Origin of the sequence: Pseudoalteromonas sp. BSi20429 (assembly GCF_000238895.1) — a bacterium.
GTDB lineage: Bacteria > Pseudomonadota > Gammaproteobacteria > Enterobacterales > Alteromonadaceae > Pseudoalteromonas > Pseudoalteromonas arctica.
On the sequence record NZ_BADV01000077.1, the window covers coordinates 1 to 17,964 of the forward strand.

Sequence of the window (17,964 nt, forward strand, 5' to 3'; positions counted from 1 at the left end):
AAGTATTATTATATTAGTGAAGGGTAGCTTAAAAAACTTAAGAGGTGTTTGAGCTCAATGAAGGTGAATATTTTATTTTTTATAGATAATTTATTAATAATATTTATACAAAACATACCAATAAGTTTTAAATAAATTATTGAAAACACCTAGAAGGTTGATTCAATTTAGTTCGAATTAAAAGCTTCAGCAGAACTCGGCATGTTGCCCTTTGCGGATTGAAATTAGTTTAATCTAGGGGCGGTTAAATCGCGGCGCGGGGTTTGTAATCAAGCGGGCTCGGTAACTACTCCTGCGTTACGCTACTGGCTTACTTCCATGTGAAAATAAGTAAAAACCGAGCAAAGCTTCCGCGTCCTGTTCACGCCCCTTACCACATCCATTTAGGCAACAAAGAGTAATCGTCCCTAGAAAAAACCTGAGGGGAAGCGCATGTTTGGTAGCACGCTTTTACAGGCATTAAAAAAGACGAACACTTTGCAATGATCGCCTTTTTTATAACAGTCAGCTAATTACTCTTGAAAGTAAGTACCCCAACCATCGTACTCAACTTCGCACTCAACGGCTAGTTGCGCTAGCTTATCAACGTCTTCCATAATAACGTCTACGTCTAGCTCAGCTTCAACTACAATGTCAAAGCTCCAAATTTTGTTACCGTCTTCAAGCTCAAGCTCTGCTGGTTCTTCAACATCGTACCCCAATTTAAAAGCAGCAAGTGCAGCTTGCTCTAACTTAGGAAAGTCTTCACACACAAAGTGGTGCTCTACTTCATAAAGTATTTCAGGGTCTGACCCATCTTCAAGTAGTGAACTTACGATGTCTTCACTTATTTCACGCCAGTTTTCCATTATTTTTCTCTCACTTGAGCATCTAATTCAGTTATTTTAGCAGCCATAATGCTATGCACGCTTTTAGCATGCTCACGCGCGCTAATTTCTTTATCAAGCGGTATAGGCGCTAACATTTCGATGTGAATTGTACCATTATCCCAACGATTTAGCTTAATGGTTTTATGTGTTGTATTCATACATACCGGAATTATGGGTACATCTGCGCTCATTGCGGTGTGAAATGCGCCTGTTTTAAATGGTAGCAACCCTCTTCCATAGCTTCGTGTGCCTTCTGGAAACATCCATACAGATAAGCCATTATTTTTAATTTTTTCGGCTGCTTTTGAGATAGTTCCTGCCGCTTTAGAGCGATTCGATCTGTCTATTAATATATTACCCGACAACCAATAAAGCTGACCAAAAAATGGGATCCACTTTAAGCTCTTTTTACCCAAACTTACGCAGTTTTTTTGGCACCATTGCTGGCACTGTAAATAAGTCGTAGCTATTTTGATGATTAGCAACATAAACTGCAGGACCTGGATCAACGGCATCTTTATGACGTGTTAGAACTAGCTTAACGCCAACCATTTTAGCCATTGAGCCAAACCAACCCGCTATAATATGTACATTATTAGGGTGAAATGGTCTTACAATCGAAAGTAATAAACCAAAAATACAACTGAATAATATAAACAGCAGCATAATAAAAACGCGTATAACAGCTAGCAAATGGGCTTCTCCAAAAATGAATTATAATTATTATAGCGTTATTTTGTGACACAAACGAGTCAATAGCGCACAAGTGTACGCTGAAATATTTAAGCTCTTTATTTTAAAACAAAAACGGCCTGCAAATGCAGACCGTTTTTATTTATAAGCGCGGTAACTAATGCTTATTCTTCGCTAATGACTTCAATCGGTTCATCATCTTGAGGGGTTAGTTCTACAACAGCTTCGTCAACACGCTGTAAGCCACGCGGTAGTTTATTACCCCTACGTCCTCGCTCACCATGATAATGCTCTAAATCACTTGGTTTAAGTGTTAGTTTACGCTTACCAGCATGAAGCGTAACACTGCTTCCTAGTGGTACAACAGCAAGCACTTTTACAAACTCTTCACGGGCTTGTACTTTAGCACCTGGTATAGAGATGATTTTATTACCTTTACCCTTACCTAATTTTGGTAAGTCTCGCAGCGGGAATAAAAGCATTCGACCTTCGTTAGAAATAGCCATACAGTAATCGCTAGCAACATCGTTCACTCTAATAGGAGAAAGTAATATTCCACCTTTAGGGACACTTACGAGCGCTTTACCGTTTTTATTTTTACTAACTAAGTCTTTAAAGTCGGTAATAAAGCCGTAACCTGCATCTGACGCCATAAGCAATACTTGCTCGTCTTCACTCATTACCACGTGCTCAAAATTAGCGCCTGGTGTTAAGTTAAAACGACCTGTCATTGGCTCCCCTTGGCTACGCGCCGAAGGTAGACTGTGCGCATCAGTTGCAAACGCCCGCCCTGCTGAATCTAAAAATACCGCAGGTTGATTACTCTTACCACGAGCAGAGGCTCTAAAGCCGTCACCTGAGCGATAATTTAAGCCTTGTACATCTAAGTCATGACCTTTACCAACGCGTGCCCAGCCTTTGTCTGATAGCACAACAGTAACTGACTCTGACGGAATTAAATCTTTTTCGTTAAGTGCTTTCGCTTCTGAGCGCTCAATCACTGGTGAGCGACGATCGTCACCGTACATTTCAGCGGCTTCTTGAATTTCTTTTTTAAGCAGTGTCGACATACGACGTTCTGAGCCCAAAATTTGCGCTAATTTATCACGTTCTTTAGCCAGTTCGTCTTGCTCACCACGAATTTTAAACTCTTCAAGTTTTGCTAAATGACGAAGTTTTAATTCTAGAATTGCTTCTGCCTGCGTATCAGTTAAATCAAAGCGCTCCATTAATACAGGCTTTGGTTTATCTTCGCTGCGAATGATTTCAATCACTTCATCAATATTTAAAAAGGCGGCTAATAAACCCTCTAAAATATGTAGACGCGCTAATACTTTATCTAAACGATACTGCAAACGACGACGCACTGTTTCGCGTCTAAATATTAGCCACTCACTTAAAATACAGCGTAAGTCTTTAACTTGCGGGCGGCCATCGAGGCCTAGCATGTTTAAGTTTACGCGGTAATTTTTTTCAAGATCGGTGGTTGCAAATAAATGCGCCATTAATGGCTCAGCTTTAATGCGGTTTGAGCGCGGAATAATTACAATGCGTGTTGGATTTTCGTGATCTGACTCGTCACGTAAATCGGCAATCATTGGTAATTTTTTAGCGTTCATTTGCGCTGCAATTTGCTCAAGTACTTTACCACCAGAACATTGATGCGGCAGCGCTGTAATAACAATATCACCATGCTCTTCGGTATAAACCGCACGCATTTTGATAGACCCTCGACCGGTTTTATATATTTTGTGAATATCGGCTTTTGGGGTAATTATTTCAGCATCTGTTGGGTAATCTGGTGCATGTACAAGCTCAAGTAATTCTTCAAGCTCTGTTTTTGGTTTATCAAGTAATAAACAACATGCACTAGCCACTTCACGTACGTTATGTGGCGGAATATCGGTTGCCATACCTACGGCAATACCCGTTATACCGTTTAGTAAAATATGCGGTAAACGAGAAGGCAGCACAACAGGTTCATCCATTGTGCCATCAAAGTTTGGTGTCCAATCGACGGTGCCTTGGCCAAGCTCTTTTAATAGTACTTCTGAAAACTTAGATAAACGCGCTTCGGTATAACGCATTGCTGCAAACGATTTAGGGTCATCTGCCGCGCCCCAGTTTCCTTGTCCATCTACCAAAGGGTAGCGGTAAGAAAACGGCTGCGCCATTAATACCATCGCTTCGTAACATGCACTGTCGCCGTGTGGATGGTACTTACCGAGTACGTCACCCACTGTACGGGCTGATTTTTTGTACTTAGCGTTAGCCGACAAACCCAGTTCGCTCATCGCATAAATAATACGACGCTGTACTGGTTTTAAACCATCACCTACATGCGGTAAGGCGCGGTCCATGATCACGTACATGGAATAATTTAAATAGGCGTCTTCGGTAAAACGCCCCATTGTTTGTTGCTCAATTCCTTGCATTAGCAAGGTATCTGTATCACTCATTAAAGCTTACCTAGTTTTTCTTATAGCTTACACGGTAGATTACATTGGCGTAATCATCGCTTACTAACAGACTGCCGTCACCTAATTCTGCAAATGCAACAGGGCGTCCAAATGTTGTTTCGTCTTTCATAAAGCCAGTAATAAATGGCGTATATTTAGTTACGCGACCTACTTCAATTGTTGCTAGCCCTACTTTATAACCTGACTTTTTAGAACGGTTCCATGAGCCATGTTCAGCAACAAATAATTGTTGCTTATAGCTTGCTGGAAATTGCTTACCGTTATAAAAATGAATACCCAGTGGCGCTACATGCGCAGCAAGTGCAAGAGCTGGCGACGTGTAATCGGCAATATTTTTACCTTCCCCAAACTCAGGGTCAATAATTGCGCCGGCATGAACATACGGAAAACCAAAATGCTCACCTTCTTGCGTTGCACGGTTTAACTCATCAGGCGGAATATCATCGCCCATCATGTCGCGACCGTTATCACTAAACCATAAAGCTTGAGTAGCTGGATGAAAATCAAAACCGACGGTGTTTCTAACGCCCTTGGCTATTGTTTTTATTTGTTTTGTTTCTACATTAAGCGCAAAAATACGGCCAAAACGTTCATCCTCAGCACAAATATTACACGGTACACCCACCGGAATGATTAGCTCGCCCGTTGGTGCAAAACGTAAAAATTTCCAACCATGATGACGCTCGCTCGGTAATGCGTTATAAACCACATCAAATTTTGGATCTTTTAATTGGGTATCAATATTTTTAAAGCGAATAATACGATGTACTTCGCCTACGTATAAATCGCCATCTTTAATTGCTATGCCAGAGGGCATATTTAGGCCTTTAGCCACAACAATTTTTTTATCTGCTACGCCATCACTATTATGATCAATAAGCGCATATACGTTGCCCGCTTTACGAGAGCCAACATACACAATACCTTTTTTTGAAACAGCTATTTGACGTGCATTTTCTACATCATTTGCAAATAAGCTTATTTCAAATCCCGGCGCGACTGTGAGCTTATCGAGTATATTTTTCGCCATTACAGGAGCGGTAGTCAGCCCAAGTAACAGCAAACTTCCTAGTAGTTTTTTCATTCGCCTCTCCTAGTGTTAAGCACAGGTAATTAAACGAGTGCCTTGTTACCATGATCTTCTAACCATTGACGACGATCAGGCGATCGTTTCTTAGCAAGCAGCATATCCATCATTTCCATGGTTTCTACTTCTTCATCAAGCGTAAGCTGCACTAAACGTCGTGTATTTGGATCCATCGTGGTTTCACGCAGTTGTAACGGGTTCATTTCACCCAGACCTTTGAATCGTTGTACGTTTACTTTTCCGCGTTTTTTCTCGGCTTCTATGCGCGCCAAAATAGCGGTTTTTTCTTGCTCATCAAGCGCGTAATAAACTTCTTTACCAATATCGATTCTAAATAATGGCGGCATTGCTACATACACATGCCCTGTTTTTACTAACTCAGGGAAATGGCGAACAAACAGTGCACATAATAACGTCGCGATGTGTAGTCCATCCGAGTCAGCATCGGCCAATATACAAATTTTATTGTAGCGCAGTCCCGACATATCCGTTGACTCGGGATCAATACCCAATGCCACTGAAATATCGTGCACTTCTTGTGATGCGAGTATTTGGCCTGACTCAACTTCCCAAGTATTTAAAATTTTACCACGTAGCGGCATAATTGCCTGAAATTCACGGTCTCGCGCTTGTTTAGCAGAGCCACCAGCAGAATCACCTTCCACTAAAAATAATTCGGTACGGTCGTTATCGGCCGCGCTACAATCTGTTAGTTTACCCGGTAAGGCAGGACCTGCAGTAACACGTTTACGCACTACTTTTTTAGCTGCACGCAAGCGAGTTTGCGCATTTGAAATACATAACTCAGCTAATAATTCTGCTGTATCTGTATGTTCATTTAACCATAAACTAAACGAGTCTTTTACAACCCCCGATACAAACGCAGAACATGAGCGTGATGATAGTTTTTCTTTTGTTTGACCGGCAAATTGAGGGTCTTGCATTTTAACCGACAACACGTAACTACAACGATCCCAAATGTCATCAGGAGTTAATTTCACACCACGAGGGAGTAAGTTTCTAAACTCACAAAATTCACGCATTGCTTCAAGCAAGCCTTGGCGTAAACCATTTACATGCGTACCACCTTGCGCGGTAGGAATAAGGTTTACGTAGCTTTCAGCTATTGATTCACCACCTTCTGGTAGCCATACAACAGCCCAGTCAGCGCCTTCAATTGAACTTTTAAATTCACCTACAAATGGGTCTTGCGGTAATGTTTCAAAACCTTTAATTGCTTCAACTAAATAATCTTTTAAGCCTGTTTCGTAAAACCATTCTTGGGTTTCTTTTGTTTGCTTATTAACAAACTTAATTCGCAGCCCTGGACACAAAACTGCTTTGGCTTTTAATAAATGATTAAGCTTGGTAATTGAATAGTTTGGAGAATCAAAATAGCTAACATCAGCCCAAAAACGAACCGTAGTGCCGGTGTTACGTTTACCGACTGTACCAATTACGTTTAAGTCTTCTACTTTATCGCCGCTTTCAAATGCCATTCTAAATTGCTGAGCGTCGCGCCTTACTGTTACTTCTACACGCGTAGATAACGCATTTACTACCGAAATACCCACACCGTGTAAACCACCCGAAAATTGGTAGTTTTTATTAGAAAACTTACCACCGGCGTGTAATTTAGTGAAGATCAATTCAACCCCAGGGATACCTTCTTCTGGGTGAATATCAATAGGCATACCACGCCCGTCATCACTTACTTCAAGCGAATTGTCTTCGTGGAGTATTACGTCGATACGAGTAGCATGACCCGCCATAGCTTCATCGACACTGTTATCGATAACCTCTTGGCCTAAATGATTGGGACGTGTTGTATCTGTGTACATCCCTGGGCGTCGTTTTACCGGATCTAATCCATTAAGTACTTCAATGGCTTCGGCGTTATAATTTTGATCACTCATAGTTTTTGTCTTTATATCCGCTAAGGCTCTAATACGTTTTACTAGTTTTATTGTTATATGCGCTAAAGCGTTAATATAGTAACTAACCTCAGTTCAGGCTAACTAGTTTTACGTGATTTTAAGAAAATCTACAATACTTGCAAAGGTCCGTTCAAATTCAACGTAGCTATGATCGCCACCAAATTCTATCAATTGCTTGCATTGCGAATAATATTTTACTGCGTGTTGAAAGTTCAACACTTCATCGCCTGTTTGCTGTAATAAGTACAGTAACTCAGGGTATGCTAATTTATCTACAGCGAGTAATTTAAGTGCCTCAATATGACTGTTATTTAAATCGTAATGATAATCTTGATACGGATTATAATTAGGTCCAAGTAACGACTGTAATAAATTATAGGGTGCGACCGCGGGATTAATAACCACTGCAGGAATTTGATAACGCTGCGATAAATACGTGGCAAAAAAACCACCTAACGAGCTACCTAATAAAACGGTATTTGGCGTTAGTAATTGTTCAAGCTCAATTATAGCTTGTAGGGGCTCGTGGTTTAAGTTCGGTACACAATAATCAACGTCATAGTTTGCCATAAGCTCACCAAAGCGCACAGCTTTATATGATTTTTGTGAACTATTAAAGCCATGAATATAAATTACGCGTTTAGCCATACTACTTCCGTTTTTACTTCTACTTTATCTTTTTTACTCTTTATGTTTAGCGTTCTGTAAGCTGGTCCCGCATTTTTTTGCTCCCACTGTGAAGTGTGCTTTACAAACTGTATTGAGCTGGCTGGGGTCGCATATATGGGCAGGCCTCTAAAACTTTGTTCGTAATCATTGTGCACATGCCCATGAAAAAGCGCAGATACATTATTACTATTAACTAAGATATTTAAAAGCTGTGGGCCATTTTCTAATAAGTGTTTATCAAGGTAGCCGTTTATTGGCAGCGGATTATGATGACAAAATATAACTTTACTATTATTCGAGTTGACTAAAGCGTCCGTTACTTCATCTAAATGCGTGCCAGTAACCCATCCTGCGGGCGTGGGCCCTTTAGAATTAATAAGAAGTAGCTCAATCCCATTAGCAATAATATGTTTAGCCGAATTTATTTGCCCACCACTTATGCGATTAAGCATTGCTAGTTCATCATGATTACCTGGCACCCAAAATACAGGACAAGTAATGTCACTGGCATTTATAAGTTCACTAAATAATAAGTACGATTCAAAACTATGATCTTGTGTTAAATCGCCACCAAAAATAATGCAGTCTATTGATTGTTTTGCTATGTGTGCCAAGGCTTGTTCAAAATGATCTGCGGTATTTACAGTAAAGTACTCACCGCTTTTGTCTGCAAATAAATGGCTGTCAGTAATATGCGCAATGCACAAAGATGATTTATCAAATGTATATGTATCATCAAACCAAGCCATTATTTACATCCCAATTTAACGTCGCTTGTCCGTGCTCTACACAGGCCACTAACCAATCGTATAAAAAAGCATTAAGTTGATACTTTTCATCTTTTTGATGCATTTTAGGGTTAGGGTATCCATAAGATGGTTTTATGCGTTGATGGTAATCGTGATGAACAATTTCAGCCACTTTGGCATCGTGATACATGCGTACCGTTAAATACAGTGGCGTAATCCCTTTAACCATTCCTGTTAGCTGCTTAATTGAAATATCCATAGTGTATTTTGCGCTGCCATCAATTTTTGTAGCAAACTCACTGTTGCCAAGTTTAACTTCACGAATGCTTCCTATATTGCGCTCGCTCGGTAACAACTTTAATAGTCGCACATAGTTATGCTCACAAAGTGTTAAATACTTTGGGAGGCTCTGAATATATCGCTTTGTTGCTAATTGTGCTGTCAAAGTACCACCATAATATTAGTAAGAGTTTATGCCCATTTACTTGCCATTTTTTCGCGATTTAGCGCAAGCCACTGCATACAAATAACCGTTGCCGCATTATCCATTTCACCGTTATTGAGGCGCATTAGCGCATCATCAACCGATAAAATATGAGTTTTTATATCCTCGCCTTCAGTTTCAAGACCATATACACCTGATTTCACTTGGCTTAAGTCAGTACGCGCTAAATACAAATGCAAGCGCTCAGTTGTACCACCAGGGCTTGATAGGTATGAAAGCATAAATTCAAGTTCAGTTAATTCAAGCCCAGCTTCTTCATACGCTTCTTTTTTTACAACTGATTCGTAATCCGTACTGCCGTCTGTCATTCCGGCTATACACTCTAGCAGCCAAGGCGAATGCTTGCTTTTAATAGCGCCAATACGTATTTGCTCAATTAAAAGAACAGTATCTGAAATTGGATCGTAAGGGAGTACTGCAATTGCATCGCCACGTTCTAATATTTCTCGGCTAATTACTTTAGATTTTCCACCCTCAAAAAGAGCATGTTCAAACTGGTATAAATCAACCTGAAAAAAACCTTTATAAAGGTTTTTTGTTGGCTTTAAATTCACATCTTTATGTGTAAATTGAACGAGCTTTTTATCAACCACGTAGCTACCTCCTACTTATCTAAAGCTTTAAAATGCGTTAATATATTCTGTTACACTTGAACATACTGTTTTACTAATTATTTTTTTTGTTATGCAGTAAAACAGGTTAACATGCTTTTAGTACAAAAATTGTCTAAGGACCGAACCCCACATGAAAAAGAACATTCTTGCGGCGCTAGTTAGTTTATCATGCGCATTAGGTGCAACAGCAGTGAAAGCTGAAGATTTACTACAAGTTTTTGAAATAGCGACAGCTAACGATCCTACTGTTTTAAAAGCAAAAGCCCAAGCCGATGCGCAGTCTTACCAAAGCGATTTGGCGATGAGTGCACTATTACCTCAAATTGGTTTAACTATGGGTTATACAAAAAGCGATGCAACGTCGTACCAAAGCGTTGGCGACTTATCTAACCAAGTAAAAGTTGAAAGTGATACAGACCAATTCTCGCGCGGTGTGAGCTTAAGCCAAACATTATTTGATTTAGGTGCCTGGAATACGTTAGATATTGCCGACAAGCAAGCGCTTCAAGCAAGCGGCCTATACGATGCAGCTAAACAAAACTTAATTGTACGCGTTGCTGAAGGTTATTTTAACGTATTAAGTGCAAGCGATAACCTTGAATTTGTTGAAGCTGAAAAACGTGCAATTGAACGTCAACTTGAGCAAACAAAACAACGTTATGCGGTAGGCTTAACAGCAATTACAGACGTACACGAAGCGCAAGCTCAGTTTGATAACTCTGTAGCTCAAGAAATTATTGCAGGTAATGCTGTAGAAACAGCACGTGAGCAACTTCGTGAGATTACAGGTAAATATCACGAAAAATTAGACTTTTTAAATACAGATACTTTCTCAACAACTAGACCAACTAAGCGCTCAAGCGACTTTGTTAAAGTAGCTGAAGATAAAAATATAAACCTACAAGTGTCTAAAGTAACGGTTGATATTGCAAAAGATCAAATTGAATTAGCAAAAGCGGGTCATTACCCAAAGCTGACACTAAGTGCTAGCTATGGCGATTCTCTTACAGACAATCAAATAAACGGCGCTAACTTTGATGATCAGCCACGTTCAGACTCAAGCTCTGTAGGGCTTAACTTTAGCGTACCTTTATATTCAGGTGGTGCAACAGTTGCTGCAACAAATCAGGCCCGTGCGTTTTACGTAGGTGCGAGCCAAGATTATGAAACAAATTACCGCGCAGTAACTCGCACAGTGATTACATCTTATAATCAAGTTGTTTCAGACATTGCTACTTACAAAGCGCTAGAGCAAGCGGTTGTTTCAGCTCAAAGTGCCCTTAAAGCAACTGAAGCTGGTTTTGAAGTAGGTACTCGTACCATTGTTGACGTACTAGTAAGTACGCAAAATTTGTACGATGCAAAGCGTAACCTTGCTGATGTACGTTACCGTTATGTGTTATCTACCCTTCGCCTAAAACAAGCTGCGGGTACATTAACAAGTGCAGATCTAGTTGCTATAAACCAAGGTTTAAAAGCCGCTTAATTTTCATTACTCGTGTAGTATGAACACATTGGAAGCCAGCTAAATGCTGGCTTTTTGTATTTTACAGCACTTAGCGTTAAACTATCGTTTTTATTCTCAGAGATATTTTTGTGGTCACCTCATCTCCTTTTAAAGCATCTTTTTTGGGCCCTCGATACTGGTTAACGTGGATTGGCGTTCTATTTTTATATTTAATTTCTTGGTTACCGCAAAAACTACAATTGGCAATGGGTAAACAGCTTGGTCGCTTAGTTCATAAATTTATGAAACGCCGTCGCCATATTGCAGAAGTAAATATTAAGCTGTGTTTTCCTGATATGAGCGCAGCAGATCAAAAAGACCTTGTGCTCAAAAATATGGAAAACACCGGTATTGCAATGGTTGAGACTGGCATGGCCTGGTGGTGGCCGCAGTGGCGAGCACAAAAAGCATTAGGGTCTTTTAAAGGGCTTGAGCATTTTGAACGCGTGCAAGCGTCTGGTAAAGGTGTTTTATTGCTTGTACCTCATATTCTGCATCTTGAAATGGCTAGCCGTATTATGGGCTTAGAGTGTCAAGGTGTTGGCTTTTATCGCCCTCATAACAACCCACTAATGGAATACTTTACGACTAATGGGCGCCTTCGCTCTAACGAATATTTAATCGGTCGAAAAGATGTAAAAGGTTTACTAAAAGCATTAAAAAATAAAAAGGTATGTTATTACTTACCCGATCAAGATTACGGTCGTAACCGCTGTGAATTTGTCCCATTTTACGCAGTACCTGACGCTGCAACTACAACGGGTACTCTTATGTTTGCAGGCAGTAAAAACTGCGAAACAATGAGTTTAATAACTCGCCGTGATGAAAATGGTAAATATCACTTAGAAATACTGCCAGAGCTTGAAAACTTCCCCAGTGGTGATAATAAGGCTGATGTAACACGTGTAAATCAACGCATGGAACAATCTGTTAATGCCGCACCCGAACAATATATGTGGCTACACCGTCGTTTTAAAACTCGACCTGATAAAAATACCCCTTCTTTTTATAAAAAGTAATGGTATAACAATAATAGGAACAAATAAGGTGGGTAATAATCATGTGGTTTTGGATTAGGCATTTATCATTTGCAGCTGTACTAATAGCACTCGCCGTATACTTTTTGTTGAGTGATGGTTCTTTATTTGATATTAAAAAATCTAAAAATGCAGCTGCCGAAGGATTATCACGTTTTTACTCTTCTATTCGTAACCAAGTAAAAAGTAATAAAGAACGAGATCAATTTGTTTTAAAACTTAAAACACCAGAACAAACCTTGGATAGAGTATTGGCTGAACGTGCGCGAACAGTAGATCCAATGCCTACAAATTGGACTGGAGAAGTTGAGCCTAGGCGCTTTGAAAATGGCACAACACTTAAAGACGTACTCTATCAATATGCTAAAAATGAAGGTATTGAGCTTTACTGGTATTTAAGTAAAGACTACGTAGTTAAAGATCATTTTAGAGTAGACAGCAACTTTACTTCAGCACTTTATCAAATTGGTCGTGCTATAAATGACGACTTTGAGCATGAGGTTTACACTTACTTTTGCCACAAACAAAGAGCAGCGGTTATTACAGAGTTACCATCAGAATTTGTGCGAACAAACTGTTTAAAGCTAAAGGTTTAAGGGTTTACACGTACAAAAAACCCAAGCAAGCGCTTGGGTTTTACAATTCAATTCAATTCAATTCAATTCAATTCAATTCAATTCAATTCAATTCAAAAATACTATTCCAAATATTCGTTACGTTAGTAATATCTTGTAAAAAAGCTTCTCGCGAGATCAATTTGCCTTTTTGATCCAAGCTCAGCACGTGATAACACGAGCGATAATCAATATACGCTTTGATCAACTGCTGTTTTTGCTCTTTAGTAATACAGCCTATATTTGCTGCATCCGTTAATATTCTTACGTTATCTGAATAAACGGTAAGCTGCTCAAACTCATTCGCGTGTTTAAGTACTAAATATTGCGTAATAAACTCAATATCAGCCATACCACCAATATCTTGTTTTAAATCAAATTGTTCAGTATTTCCTTTCGCTAGATGGTCGCGCATTTTTTCGCGCATTTTTATTACATCGGCTTTTAACACGGTATCATCGCGCTGTTGGCAAAGTATATTTTTACGGATTTGTGAAAAACGATCTATAAGATCGTCTTGGCCCAAAATTAACCGAGCCCGCACAAGTGCTTGATGTTCCCACGTCCATGCTTGAGTTTGCTGATAGTGATTAAAGCTCTCTAAATTGATAGCAAGTAAACCTGATGCACCTTCAGGGCGTAATCGCGTATCAAGCTCATACAAAATACCCGATGCAGTACGAGTATTAAATAAATGCATTAAGCGCTGAGCGAGTTTTAAATAAAACTGGCGAGAATCTATCGGTTTTTCACCATTGGTTTGGCTTGAGCCATCATGATTATGCACAAACACCAAATCTAAATCTGAGTCGTACCCTACTTCTAAGCCGCCTGTTTTACCATATGCAATAACAGCAAAACCTTTGTTTTCATCATCAGTGCCAGGGGGCATACCAAAACGCTTAACGGTGTTATGCCATGCAATATTAACAGCTTGATCAACAATCGCTTCAGCCAATACGGTTAAGTGATCGCTTACTTTCATTACATCAAGAACACCGGTTGCATCGGCAGCTGCAATTCGTAATTGATGCGTTTGCTTAAATTGCCTAAGCGACTCCATTTGCAGTTCTAAATCGTCATGCTCTATTCGTAAAAAATACTGTCTTATTTCATCTTTATAAGCGGTTAATGGTGTCGGTTTATAAAGAACAGCCGGGTCTATTAGCTCATCCAGCAATATAGGGTAGCGAGAAATATGCTCGCCTATCCATTTGCTATGACAACACAGTAAAACAAGTTGCTTTAACGCACCTTGGTTTTCGTACAACAATTCTAAATAAGCAGTACGTGAAATTATCTTATTAAAAATTTGGCAAACCATTGTAAAAGCAGCTGCGCTGGCATTAAAGTCATTTAACTGGCTCAATAAAACAGGCATTAATTTATCAAGGGTTTCACGCCCTCGGTTACCTATGTTGACCTTAGACAACCTTAATTTAAAATCGTTAAGGGGTGTTTGCCATTCATCTCTAGCCTCTTTTAGAAAGCTCACATCACCATGATCCCAAGCACTAATAAATGCACCTTCACAGGTATCTAGTGGTGCGGTTTCTTCACCAATAACGAGTGCAAACTCGCCGTTAACTTGCTTCATTACCTTTTCAATAGTGATTAAAGTGGCAGAAAAATCAGCTTGTTCTAATAATAAATTTAAGCGCTGCTGGTTCAATTCATCATCGGGGAGTGTTTGCGTTTGCTGATCGTCAAATATTTGTAAGTACTGTTCAACTTTTCGCAAATAAAGGTAATTACGTTTAAGCTCGCTTGCTTCTTGCTCATCTATAACTTGGTTAAGTGCCAGCTCATTTAATGCTTTAAGTAATGATTGAGTTTGTAAATTAGCCTCTCGCCCACCTCGTACCATTTGTAGGGCTTGTACTATAAATTCAACTTCACGAATACCACCAGCGCCTAATTTTATATTATTAGTTAAGCGTTTACGGCGAACCTCCTGTGCAATCATTAACTTCATTTTACGCAAAGATTCAATCACCGAAAAATCAATATACCGGCGATAAACAAACGGCTTTAAAAGCTTAATAAATTCATCCCAATATTTATTAGGCGTGCCAATTAAGCGCCCTTTTAACATCGCGTAGCGTTCCCAGTCGCGACCTTGTTCTTGGTAGTAATCTTCAATGGCATTAAAGCTCATAACCAAAGGGCCACTTTCGCCAAACGGACGTAGACGCATATCAACCCTAAATACCTGCCCGTCACCGGTGGCTTGGTTAAGTGATGCAATGAGCTTTTGTGCAACTTTGGTATAAAATACTTGAGCCTCAAGGCTTCTGCGGCCACCTTGGGTTTTTGTACTGCGCGGATATGCAAAAATGAGATCAATATCAGAGGAGTAATTTAGCTCTTGTCCGCCAAGTTTTCCCATACCCAACACCATTAACGGCATTGCTTGGTTTTGCTCATCAAGCGGCTCACCATTTACTTTTGCCACCTGTGCATGCGCCCATTGGTTAGCACTATTTATTAGCATGTCAGCCAGTTGGCTTATGTAATTAATACTATCGGCAATGGGGTTATTACAGCATAAATCTAAAAAGGCGACTTTGAGCCAGTACTTTTCACGATATTGGCGAAGTACTTTATGGCACTGCACTTCATCAATGTCAGCTAAGTTAATGTTTTTAAAAGGAGAATCTATTGCTCTATTTTGTATTTCGTCTTTGCATAATAGCCAAGTATTTAAATCAGGTTGTGATTCTAAACTGCGCCAAGCAAAGTCGCTTAATGCTAATAACCTTACAACTTCACTTTGTTCACTTTGCTGCGGGTATAACTGTTCAAAGCGCATCAAGCCAAGTTTTTGTAATTGAATAGGAAGTTGCTTTACGTTACTCATCAATCCTCTCTTTTATATCATCAATAACCGTACTAGAATGATTAAAACCTAGAAAGGTTAACTTAATTAGGATCACCATGTCATATTTGTCTTTATCTAACACTAGTTTTATTGCGATTGCCATTAGTTTTGCGGTTATTTGCATAACTATTTTTTGTTTACGAGTTGTCACTCAAATCAAAGCAAAACAAGCGCTTAAAGATGAGCTAGCACAACACGACAACTTTGCCATGGGTATTAGTTTTGCATCTGAAATATCAGTTGTTATAGCCACTATGGCTTTCTTATTTGACGAAATAAGTATAAGTACCGCACAGTCAAACCCGTTAAAAGTGTTAATTATTATTATTCTTTTATTCACTTTTATAAAAGTGGGTCATTTAATTCACAGAAAATGGATACTCCACAGGTTTAACGAAGAAGCTGCCATACTAAAACAAAATGTATGTGCTGCATTGGTAGATTCAGGCATGTTAATCGCTAACTGTATTATCGCACTTGGCTTGTACACGTGGACGCACACCCAAGGATTTAGCAACTTACTTATTGCTTGTGTTAGCTTTTTTACGCTTCAGGGAATGTTTGCACTGGATAGTAAAATACGAGAACACCGTTTTGCAAAAGCAAATCAAGGAGCTTCGCTACAAAGTAACTTTAACCTAGAGAATACATCTATTGGTATAAGGTATGCTGGCAAATCAATAGGTTTAGCATTGGCTGTATATGCTGGTTTATCTAGCGCAGCATTTCAAAACGGTAAAATGGTAGAAAACATATTTACACTCGTTATGCATTGCGGTGTAATGTGGATACTGCTTTACAGCTTAACGTATGTGATAAAAGTTATCTCTTTACCAAATATTGATACGGCTCTTGAAATAGACCATCAAGATAATATTGGGGTAGCATGTATAGAGTTTGCTGTTTTTTGTGCTATAGGCTATTTACTTATTAGCATGTTTTCTCTTTAGACCTTTTTACTAAAATACAGCCATTAAAAGTCTGCATTTAAGTAATAATGGTAATTACTTAAATGCAACAAGGTCCTAGCTCTATGCCACTTGAAATAACGAATTACTTGTTAATTGACATAGACAACGAATTTAGCCGAGCATTTGCCGAATACTATGTAAATAATAATGGTAAAACAAAAGCGAGTACGCTTATTGCAGCAGGCAGTAATACCCGCCAGTTAGTAAAAATGATGTTTGACGAACTTATTAAAGACTATAGTTATTGCGACCTTGAAAACGAAATAAGCGTTTCTGAATTAATTAACTATCTAAAAGAGCATCACGATTTACACGGAGTCCTTTTTAATAGTACCGATTACTTACTAGCAAGCGATAAACAACGCTTTATTTATAACTCGTTACATGAAGAGCGCTTTTTAATAAGCTTTGATGATACAGGCTATACACTAAGCCTAGTTACTGACGAGACGTTAACGGAACCTTCGCAAAATCACCACGATATAGCACACACACCACAAGATTTAATAGACCTTGCAGAGCAACTTAATAAAAATAAATAATTGCGCACAGCTCCCAGCTTACTTACCATAGCAGTATATATTTTTACGCTAAGTAATAAGTGACGCCCTATGCGAGTTCCTCATATTTATCAAACATCGAGTATTGCCCTAAACACCCCTGTAACTTTAGATGACGATGCTGCAGGGCATATTGGCAGAGTGCTGCGCATGAAAGTAGGCGAGCATGTATCTATTTTTAATGGCGAAGGCGGCGAATACCTTAGTGAAATAATTGAGGTAACAAAAAAAACAGTCGTCGTAATGCCGTTAGAGCTTAATCCCCACGATGTAGAATCTCCGCTTAAAATTCATTTAGGCCAGTGTGTTTCGCGTGGTGATAAAATGGATTTTACAATTCAAAAGTCAGTTGAACTGGGCATTACCGAAATCACCCCTATTTTTAGTCAGCGCTGTGGCGTGAAACTAATGGGCGATCGTCTTGAGAAAAAACACCAACAATGGCAAAAAATTGCAATAGCAGCGGCAGAGCAATCTGGGCGTAATTTTGTGCCAATTATTCATCCCCCTGTAGATTTAAAACAATGGCTTGCACAACAAACCAATGCAATTAAGCTCACTCTTCATCCTCGTGCTGAGCACAGCATTAAAACCATTACGGTACCTAAAGATGGCGTACGCTTTTTAGTCGGCCCAGAGGGTGGCTTTACCGACGATGAAATGGCACTAACTAAACAACTAGAATTTGTGGATATTCGCTTAGGCCCGCGCGTTTTACGAACGGAAACAGCCGCTTTAACGGTCTTAAGTGCATTACAACTTCAATTTGGCGATTTAGCTAATTGAAATAA

At 39.4% G+C, this 17,964-nt stretch carries 15 protein-coding genes and 1 pseudogene; 6 read left to right on the forward strand and 10 right to left on the reverse strand.

Annotation, left to right across the window (positions count from 1 at the left end; translation table 11 throughout):
• Positions 1-512: 512 nt before the first annotated feature.
• The 9 genes and pseudogenes from rraB to P20429_RS04830 all read right to left on the reverse strand — a co-directional run bounded on the left by rraB (position 513) and on the right by P20429_RS04830 (position 9,582).
• Positions 513-848 carry a ribonuclease E inhibitor RraB gene (rraB, locus tag P20429_RS04865; protein ID WP_007585369.1) on the reverse strand — a complete coding sequence of 112 codons (336 nt, stop codon included), beginning with the start codon at positions 846-848 and terminating at the stop codon, positions 513-515.
• Positions 848-1,562 (reverse strand): annotated as a pseudogene (locus tag P20429_RS19800) (1-acylglycerol-3-phosphate O-acyltransferase). Before P20429_RS19800 ends, rraB begins: the two are co-directional and overlap by 1 nt.
• A 164-nt stretch (positions 1,563-1,726) precedes the next feature.
• Positions 1,727-4,021, reverse strand: coding sequence for a DNA topoisomerase IV subunit A (gene parC / locus P20429_RS04860; RefSeq protein ID WP_007585372.1), 2,295 nt, complete (start codon positions 4,019-4,021; stop codon positions 1,727-1,729).
• 10 nt (positions 4,022-4,031) lie between these two features.
• Positions 4,032-5,126 (reverse strand): sorbosone dehydrogenase family protein, encoded by a 1,095-nt coding sequence (locus P20429_RS04855; RefSeq protein WP_007585374.1) that lies wholly within the window; start codon positions 5,124-5,126, stop codon positions 4,032-4,034.
• Positions 5,127-5,155: 29 nt separating this feature from the next.
• The gene (gene parE / locus P20429_RS04850) at positions 5,156-7,045 is read right to left on the reverse strand and encodes a DNA topoisomerase IV subunit B (RefSeq protein WP_007585375.1); all 1,890 of its coding nucleotides are present in this window, start codon (positions 7,043-7,045) and stop codon (positions 5,156-5,158) included.
• 108 nt (positions 7,046-7,153) lie between these two features.
• Positions 7,154-7,714: a YqiA/YcfP family alpha/beta fold hydrolase gene (locus P20429_RS04845; RefSeq protein WP_007585377.1), complete on the reverse strand. Its 561-nt coding sequence runs from the start codon at positions 7,712-7,714 to the stop codon at positions 7,154-7,156.
• On the reverse strand, positions 7,699-8,484 hold the full coding sequence (locus tag P20429_RS04840; RefSeq protein ID WP_007585379.1) for a metallophosphoesterase: 786 nt from the start codon (positions 8,482-8,484) through the stop codon (positions 7,699-7,701). Before P20429_RS04840 ends, P20429_RS04845 begins: the two co-directional genes overlap by 16 nt.
• Entirely contained in the window at positions 8,471-8,929 is a 459-nt protein-coding gene (locus tag P20429_RS04835; protein WP_007585381.1) for a DUF1249 domain-containing protein, read from the reverse strand. The genes P20429_RS04840 and P20429_RS04835 overlap by 14 nt, the downstream gene beginning before the upstream one ends.
• A 26-nt stretch (positions 8,930-8,955) precedes the next feature.
• A complete protein-coding gene (locus P20429_RS04830; RefSeq protein ID WP_007585383.1) occupies positions 8,956-9,582 on the reverse strand; it encodes an NUDIX domain-containing protein in 627 nt (208 codons plus the stop codon).
• A gap of 151 nt (positions 9,583-9,733) precedes the next feature.
• Here P20429_RS04830 and tolC point away from each other — a divergent pair, with 151 nt between their 5' ends.
• The 3 genes from tolC to P20429_RS04815 all read left to right on the forward strand — a co-directional run bounded on the left by tolC (position 9,734) and on the right by P20429_RS04815 (position 12,743).
• Positions 9,734-11,089 (forward strand): outer membrane channel protein TolC, encoded by a 1,356-nt coding sequence (gene tolC / locus P20429_RS04825; protein ID WP_007585385.1) that lies wholly within the window; start codon positions 9,734-9,736, stop codon positions 11,087-11,089.
• Positions 11,090-11,199: 110 nt separating this feature from the next.
• Complete coding sequence (lpxL, locus tag P20429_RS04820; RefSeq protein ID WP_024590685.1) at positions 11,200-12,129, forward strand: LpxL/LpxP family Kdo(2)-lipid IV(A) lauroyl/palmitoleoyl acyltransferase; 930 nt, start codon at positions 11,200-11,202, stop codon at positions 12,127-12,129.
• A 41-nt stretch (positions 12,130-12,170) separates the two neighbouring features.
• Positions 12,171-12,743 (forward strand): toxin co-regulated pilus biosynthesis Q family protein, encoded by a 573-nt coding sequence (locus P20429_RS04815; protein WP_007585389.1) that lies wholly within the window; start codon positions 12,171-12,173, stop codon positions 12,741-12,743.
• A gap of 82 nt (positions 12,744-12,825) precedes the next feature.
• Here the strand turns inward: P20429_RS04815 and glnE are convergent, their stop codons facing one another.
• Entirely contained in the window at positions 12,826-15,621 is a 2,796-nt protein-coding gene (gene glnE / locus P20429_RS04810; protein WP_007585392.1) for a bifunctional [glutamate--ammonia ligase]-adenylyl-L-tyrosine phosphorylase/[glutamate--ammonia-ligase] adenylyltransferase, read from the reverse strand.
• Positions 15,622-15,698: 77 nt separating this feature from the next.
• On the opposite strand from glnE, the gene P20429_RS04805 reads away from it, so the two are divergent.
• The 3 genes from P20429_RS04805 (at position 15,699) to rsmE (ending at position 17,959) form a co-directional block, all read left to right on the forward strand.
• The gene (locus tag P20429_RS04805; RefSeq protein WP_007585393.1) at positions 15,699-16,592 is read left to right on the forward strand and encodes a hypothetical protein; all 894 of its coding nucleotides are present in this window, start codon (positions 15,699-15,701) and stop codon (positions 16,590-16,592) included.
• A 62-nt stretch (positions 16,593-16,654) separates the two neighbouring features.
• The gene (locus P20429_RS04800; RefSeq protein ID WP_007585395.1) at positions 16,655-17,155 is read left to right on the forward strand and encodes a hypothetical protein; all 501 of its coding nucleotides are present in this window, start codon (positions 16,655-16,657) and stop codon (positions 17,153-17,155) included.
• A 69-nt stretch (positions 17,156-17,224) separates the two neighbouring features.
• Positions 17,225-17,959 carry a 16S rRNA (uracil(1498)-N(3))-methyltransferase gene (rsmE, locus tag P20429_RS04795; RefSeq protein WP_007585397.1) on the forward strand — a complete coding sequence of 245 codons (735 nt, stop codon included), beginning with the start codon at positions 17,225-17,227 and terminating at the stop codon, positions 17,957-17,959.
• The last annotated feature ends 5 nt before the right edge of the window (positions 17,960-17,964 follow it).